Consider the following 305-nt stretch of genomic DNA (forward strand, 5'->3'; position numbering starts at 1 on the left):
CCGATACAGTTCCTCGAAAGTTTCACTGATTGCGTCCTTCCACTGATGCTCGGACTGTTTCTCCTCACGTTCACTGCTGTCCGTGATCACGATCTCATCATCGAACCGTTCGCTATCCTCCAGCCACGCCGTCCAGACCAAGTTGATCTCGCTGTACGGAACTTGATCCCCATACGGCGGATCGATAAAGATGTAGTCCACACTGCTCTCATCTAACCGCGACAGATCCCGGACATCATCTTGGAACACCCGGGCCGTTTCCCAGACGTCGAAATTGCCCATGACATCCTGTTTCTCCTCTAGAC

Annotated in this window: 1 protein-coding gene; it reads right to left on the reverse strand. The window is 52.8% G+C overall.

The window, feature by feature from the left end; translation table 11 throughout:
- Window positions 1-305, reverse strand: a 305-nt coding sequence (locus tag EXE42_RS17545) for an RsmD family RNA methyltransferase (protein WP_137707116.1), incomplete at both ends; no start/stop codon positions are given.

This window comes from Halorubrum sp. SP3, from assembly GCF_005435195.1.
Lineage (GTDB): Archaea > Halobacteriota > Halobacteria > Halobacteriales > Haloferacaceae > Halorubrum > Halorubrum sodomense.